Below are 261 nucleotides of genomic sequence, written 5' to 3' on the forward strand. Positions count from 1 at the left end.
AGTAGGTAGCTTAACCGTAAGGAGGGCGCTTACCACGGTAGGATTCGTGACTGGGGTGAAGTCGTAACAAGGTAGCCGTATCGGAAGGTGCGGCTGGATCACCTCCTTTCTAGAGTTTGCACGAATCGGGTAACTGATTCACGCATCAAATGTTCACACTTATCGGCTGTTTAATTAAGAAGAAACAGTAGTCGTAGTAGTTCCGCGTTGGGGCTGTAGCTCAGCTGGTTAGAGCACCGTGTTGATAACGCGGGGGTCGTT

Annotated in this window: 1 rRNA gene; it reads left to right on the forward strand. The window is 50.2% G+C overall.

From position 1 onward, the window contains the following. Positions 1-109, forward strand: a 16S ribosomal RNA gene (locus MRBLMS1_RS21945); the annotation flags it as partial. Between the last annotated feature and the right edge of the window lie 152 nt (positions 110-261).

The sequence above is a fragment of the Massilia sp. LMS1-1-1.1 genome, from assembly GCF_040815535.1.
Taxonomy (GTDB): domain Bacteria; phylum Pseudomonadota; class Gammaproteobacteria; order Burkholderiales; family Burkholderiaceae_D; genus Janthinobacterium; species Janthinobacterium aestuarii.